Source organism: Candidatus Electronema sp. TJ, from assembly GCF_048287355.1.
Classification (GTDB): Bacteria; Desulfobacterota; Desulfobulbia; order Desulfobulbales; family Desulfobulbaceae; genus Electronema.
Map to the genome: position 1 here is coordinate 1 of NZ_JBLWEP010000144.1, position 5,828 is coordinate 5,828.

General features: G+C 57.9%; 6 protein-coding genes. 1 reads left to right on the forward strand and 5 read right to left on the reverse strand.

All coding sequences use genetic code 11. From position 1 onward, the window contains the following. The 5 genes from ACNKID_RS09900 to ACNKID_RS09920 form a co-directional block, all read right to left on the reverse strand. On the reverse strand, window positions 1-214 hold a 214-nt coding region (locus tag ACNKID_RS09900; protein WP_417913267.1), incomplete at its 3' end, for a hypothetical protein. A 165-nt stretch (window positions 215-379) separates the two neighbouring features. Next, window positions 380-673: a hypothetical protein gene (locus ACNKID_RS09905; protein WP_417913268.1), complete on the reverse strand. Its 294-nt coding sequence runs from the start codon at window positions 671-673 to the stop codon at window positions 380-382. 28 nt (window positions 674-701) lie between these two features. After that, a complete protein-coding gene (locus ACNKID_RS09910) occupies window positions 702-2,126 on the reverse strand; it encodes a phosphomannomutase (protein ID WP_417913269.1) in 1,425 nt (474 codons plus the stop codon). Between the two features lie 116 nt (window positions 2,127-2,242). Continuing rightward, a complete protein-coding gene (locus tag ACNKID_RS09915) occupies window positions 2,243-3,601 on the reverse strand; it encodes a sigma-54-dependent transcriptional regulator (protein WP_417913270.1) in 1,359 nt (452 codons plus the stop codon). A 175-nt stretch (window positions 3,602-3,776) separates the two neighbouring features. Continuing rightward, window positions 3,777-5,237 (reverse strand): sensor histidine kinase, encoded by a 1,461-nt coding sequence (locus ACNKID_RS09920; protein ID WP_417913271.1) that lies wholly within the window; start codon window positions 5,235-5,237, stop codon window positions 3,777-3,779. 252 nt (window positions 5,238-5,489) lie between these two features. On the opposite strand from ACNKID_RS09920, the gene ACNKID_RS09925 reads away from it, so the two are divergent. Further along, entirely contained in the window at window positions 5,490-5,675 is a 186-nt protein-coding gene (locus tag ACNKID_RS09925) for a hypothetical protein (protein ID WP_417913272.1), read from the forward strand. Window positions 5,676-5,828 lie beyond the last annotated feature (153 nt).

Genomic DNA, 5,828 nt, shown 5'->3' on the forward strand with positions numbered 1-5,828 from the left:
TCTTGCATAAGTTGAGCCAGTCAGTGCGCCCTGTGTGAATGAAAATCTTTCGCCCGGCCCAGTTGCGGCTCAGGCAAGAGCGTTTGAAGAATATTATGGCTGGATTGTCCGTCGCAACGGCCTGTTCACCGTTTAAATCGTCCCAAACGCAATTGAAATTGCCCTGATTCACACTTAAACCGTCCCGTTTTCGATTGAAATCGTCCCGATTCACACTTGAATCACTCCGGTTTCAATTTAAATTGCCCCGATTTAAATGTGAATCGTCCCGGTTTCAACTTGAATCAAGGCGATTTAAATTTAAATCGGCCTGATTTAAATCGAAACCGGCCCAATTTCAATTGAAACCGGAGCGATTTAAGTGTGAATTGCCTCGGTTTCAATGTGAATCAGGGCAATTTAAATGTGAACCGTCCTGATTCAAGTTTAAATCAGGACGATTTAAACGCGTTTCCGCCGGGAAAAAATTAAAAAATATCGGAACAATGCCGGCATCGCAGCAGATGCGGGCGGGCAGTTCAGATGCGAAACACACAGCGGCGCAAGGAGGGGTGAGCATGCGTTTTCCAAAACCAAAACCGTGACGCGGAACAGCGGCATCAGACCTCTTGCGCAAGTAGCAGGGACGAAAGATTTTTCGCCCCTGCATCAAACACATGTTTGGCGCAGCCATTCAACGCAGAGGCAGGTATGCAAGAGGTCTATTTCCGCAGGCGCATCTCCGGCCTGAGCGTTCCGTCGTCCTTCTTGTTGCTGCGGATCAAATCCAGCAGTTCCGCTGTTTTCTGCATCAGCAGCCGCTCATCGCCGCGTGTCTCCACATTGAGCCGCAACACCGGCTCGGTGTTGGATTTGCGCAGATTGAAGCGCCAGTTCGGATACGCCGCCGACAGACCGTCCGTGTAGTCTTTCTCCGCGTCGGCATACCGTTCCTCAATCATGCGGATCACCGTGTCAGGATCAGCCACAGTGGAGTTGATCTCGCCGCTGACCGGGAAGGCCCGCATCCGCTCTTCCACCAAGTCTGAAAGCGGCTTCCGCGTCTCGCTCATGATGTTGCAGATGAGCAGCCACGGCAGCATCCCTGAATCGCAGCAGCCGAAGTCTTGAAAATAATGATGCGCCGACATTTCGCCGCCGTAGACCGCGTTTTCCCGGCGCATGGCCTCTTTGATGAAGGCGTGGCCGGTCTTGGTCATCACTGCCTTGCCGCCCGCTTGAGCGACCATTTCCTGCGTGTTCCAGATCAGTCTCGGATCATGCAGGATGACCGCGCCCGGGTGCCGCCGCAGCACCTCTGCGGCCAGCAGGCCGACTATGTAATACCCCTCTATGAAATGGCCCTGCCCGTCAAAGAAAAAACAGCGGTCGCCGTCGCCGTCCCAAGCGATGCCAAGGTCGGCTCCATGCTCGCGCACGGCCCTGGCGGTGTCCTCTCGTTTTTCTGGCAGCAGCGGATTGGGCACGCCATTGGGAAAGCTGCCATCCGGCTGATGATTGATTTTGATGAAGGTGAACGGCAGATGCGGCTCAAGCAGATCAATCACCGGCCCGGCGCAGCCGTTGCCCGGATTGACCACGACCGTCAAAGGCCGAAGCGGCGACGCGCTGTCAAGCGAAGCCAGCAGGCGGGATATGTACTGCCGCTTGTTGGGCAGCTTGATGTGCTGCCCAACCCGCTCCGGCTTGTCCGGCAAGGCATTGAGGAACCAGTCCACTGAGGCGGCCCGCTCCGCCACCTCGCGCAGGCCGGAGTCAGCGGAAATGGGCTGCGCACCTTGGCGGACAAACTTCATGCCGTTGTATTCCGCCGGATTGTGGCTGGCAGTGATCATGATGCCGCCGTCGATGCCTTGGCTCTCTCCGTTGAACACCGCGAAGTAAACTTCCTCGGTGCCGCAGAGACCGATGTCAAGCACATCAATGCCTGCCCGCGTGAGCACTTGACAGAGGGTTTCGGCCAGCTCCAAGCTCGACAGACGGACATCGCGACCGACAACCACCCGGTGCGCCCCGATCTGGCGGCAGAAGGCAAGGCCGATGCGGGCGGCGATGCCGCTGTTCAGTTCATCCGGCACCCGGCCACGGACATCATAGGCAGTGAAGCAACGCAAAGATTCAGACATGGAACTCAGCAGGAAAAATTTTGTCAGCAAACAGAGCAGACAGCGATCTGAATAAATTCAGAGGAGTTATTTATCACCAATCTGCCGCGCGGGCAAGCAGCAAATGCGGATTTATTTCACCAGCGTCCGTGGTACTTCTTCAGCTTCCGCCAGAGCGAGACCCGGTTGATGCCGAGAATCTCCGCCGCTTTTGACTTGTTCTGCCCGGTCTGAGCCAGCACCCATTCAATATATTTCCGCTCCTGATCGTCGAGCGAAGGAATTGCTCCTTCATCAGACTCCGCCGCCGAGGCGCGGAAGGTCTCGGCTCCTAAATCCTCCGGCAGATGAGCGGTCTCGATGCAGCTGCCCGAAGCCAGCACCACGGCCCGCTCGATGATGTTCTCCAGCTCGCGCACATTGCCGGGGAACGAATGCTCTTGCAGCCGCTCCAAGGCCTCCGGTGCCAGCTCCTTGACCGGCTTGCGCATCACTGCGCTGAAGCGGTCCAAGAAGAACTGCGCGAGCAGACGAATGTCGCGGGGCCGCTCGGACAAAGGCGGCAGGTGCAGATGCATAACATTGATGCGGAAATACAAGTCCTGCCGGAAGCCGCCCTCCTTGACCATCTGAGCCAGATCGCGGTTGGTGGCTGCCAAGAAGCGGACGTTGACCTTGACTGGCTCAGTCGCGCCCAGCGGCAGCACCTCCTTTTCCTGTAGCACCCGCAGCAGCTTGACCTGCATGGCCAAGGTCATCTCCGTCACCTCGTCGAGGAACATGGTGCCGTCTGCCGCTGATTCAATCAGGCCAATCTTATGCCGGTCCGCGCCGGTGAAGGCCCCTTTCTCATGGCCGAACAGCTCATTGGCCAGCAGCTCCTCAGTGAACACGCCGCAGTTGACCGCCTTCAGCGGCCCAGCAGCACGCGGGCTGTGCTCATGGATGTAGCGGGCCAGCAGCTCCTTGCCAGTGCCGGACTCGCCGCTGATCAGCACCGAGCAGTCGCTCTGCGCCACCTCGCGGGCAGTGCGCAGGAGCTTCTGCATGGCCGGATCTTCCGTGAGAATGGTCACGCCCTGCGCTTTGGCCAGCCGCTCTTTCAGCTCCGCGTTCTCCTGCCGCAGCCGCCGTTTTTCCAGAGCCTCGCGCACGACTTTGCGCACCTCGTCCAGCTTGTAGGGCTTGATCACATAATGATACGCTCCCATTTTCATGGCCGAAACCGCTGAATTGACTGTGGCGTAGCCGGTGATCATCACCACCTCGGTGTCCGGCGAGACCTGCTTGACCCGCCGCAGGACTTCCATGCCGTCCACATTGGGCATCCGCAGGTCGGTCAGCACAAGGTCAAAACTGTGCTGCTCAACCAGCTTGAGGGCATTCTGGCCGCTTTGGGTGGCAATGACCTCGCAGCCCTCTTTGACGAGGATGTGCTGCAGGTTGCGGACTGCGGCCTGCTCGTCGTCAACGATTAAGATTTTTGGCGGATTCATGATGATGCTCTTTGGTGAAAGGCGAGCCGTGTTCTTTCTCCCGCCCGACGTTTTGCAAGAGACTCGCTCGAGTCTCCCTCCTTCACTCGCTCGACACTCTTCGCCTCTCTCGCTCGAGTCTCGCACATTGCCTCGCTCGACACTCTCATCTTCCCTCGCCCGACGTTTTTAAAATTCATCGAGCGACATTTTTCTCCTGCCTCGCTGCGGCCAAGCTCACCGGCAAGCGGATGAAGAAGGCCGCGCCGCGTCCTTCCTCGCTCTCCACCGTGATGGTGCCGCCATGCTTGCTGATGATCTCGCGGGTGACAGCCAGGCCAAGACCGCTGCCCTTGCCCACGTCTTTGGTGGTGTAAAAGGGATCAAAGATTTTTTCCAGATCCATTGCCGCAATGCCGGGGCCGTTGTCGCGCACCTCAATCAGCGCTTCACCGCGCTCCTCGTCAATTCCAGCCCGGAGCAGGATTTTCCCGCTGCCTTCCAGCGCCTGTCCGGCATTACGGAGGATGTTGATCAGCGCTTGCTGGAGCTGCCGCTTGTCAGCGAAGAAGAGGCCGTCTTTGCTGATGTCCACAGTGAACTCAATCTCCGCCGGGAAGTCGTTGACCACCAGCCTGCTGGTCTGACGGATAAAACGCTCCAGCTCCAGCTCCGCAGGCCGCATTTCGCGGTCATGAGCGAATTCGAGCAGCGAGCGGATGATGTTCCGCGCCCGGTCAGTCTCCTCGTCAATCTGCGCCGCCATTTCCAGCAGGAACTCGCTGTCCGGGATGTTCGCCTCCTGCAATTCCTCCAGCAGTATCTGCGCCGAGCTGCTGGCATTGGAAAGCGGATTGTTCAGCTCGTGGGCCACGCCTGCCACCAAGGTGCCGACTGCGGCCAGCTTCTCGCTCTGAACAAGCTGCTTCTCCCGTTTTTCCAGCACATCGAGCATGGAGCGGATGGCCTCGGTCACAGCACGGATCTCAGTGAGATCGGCCTCATCGTTCTGCTGGCTGGGAAAACGTCCTTGCGCGATGCTGCGGGTGTATTCAACGATGCCTTGCAGCGGTCTGACCACCAAGGTGCTCATCTGGCGGCCAAGAAAGAGAGCCAGTCCGGCCACAGCCAGCACAAAGAGGAGGCCGGTGAGCGTCAGGCTGGCCAGCTTGCCGTCAATAGAGCTGCGGATGCTCTCGTTCATTGCCCCGGAGAGATCAACTAAGCGTTTGCCCACGCTGCGAATCTGCTCTTCCTCCGCATGACGCTGCGCCACCTGAAAGAAGCTGAAGTCCTTGTTGATCAGCTCGCGGTAAAGCAGCAGCCCGCTTTTCAGCTCCTCCTGCATCCGCTGCAACGAAGCGGCAACCTGCCGTCTCTCCTGTTCAACAAGCAGGGCAAGGGCCTTTTCCAGCTGCATTCGGTTCTCAAAGAAATCCTGCTCCTGCCGGTACAGCAGCCAGTTCTTCTCGTAGCGGCGGATTTCCAGCACTGTGTCGCTGAGCGCGGAAACGGCCTCCAAAGCAGAGACGCGCTGGCGGATGTCAGCCAAGCCAAGGCCGACCAGCAGCATGATCAGAGCGACCAGCGTCACCATCAGGCCATAGCCAAGACGGATGCGGCGGGAGAGACTGTTGAGCAAGGAGAGACGGCGCATGACGATTCAGAATGCAACAGCCGCATCAGCAATGCAACATCCTTTGCAACGCAGCTGCGAGCAGGCTTTTGCAGTCTGCGGCGGAGCCGCTGTTGCGCTTTGCAGCGTCCACGGCGGACGGAAAAGAGCAGGCCTTCTTTTTACGAAAGCAATATCAAGATGCTGCGCCGCTGCTTCCTGATGGCACAGCCTTTGCATTGGCAAGGACAAAGAACACCGTTGCTCATCCATCTTAATCCCAAGGAGAGAAAAATGAAACTCATTTGCACCTTGCAGGCCCTTGAAGAGCAGTTCAGCGCAGCCGCTTTTGCTGAGGAAAACGAGCATCAAACCGCCCGCGAAATGCTCAGGCGGCAGGAAGGCGAACGGAAAGCGCAGCTCCATCCGGCAGCGGCGGTCAGCACAGAGAAACTGGGCGCATTGACTCCCGCCGCCTGAGCAGGAACAGCCGTTTCTGCTGACATGTTATAGCTAGAGCAGGATAAACTGACAACGCCTCTTCTCATTTTGAGCGGATGGAGCAATCACAATCCTAGGCCTGCCGGTTTTCCTGCATACGAAACCACGCATTCGCAACATACGAATGCATGC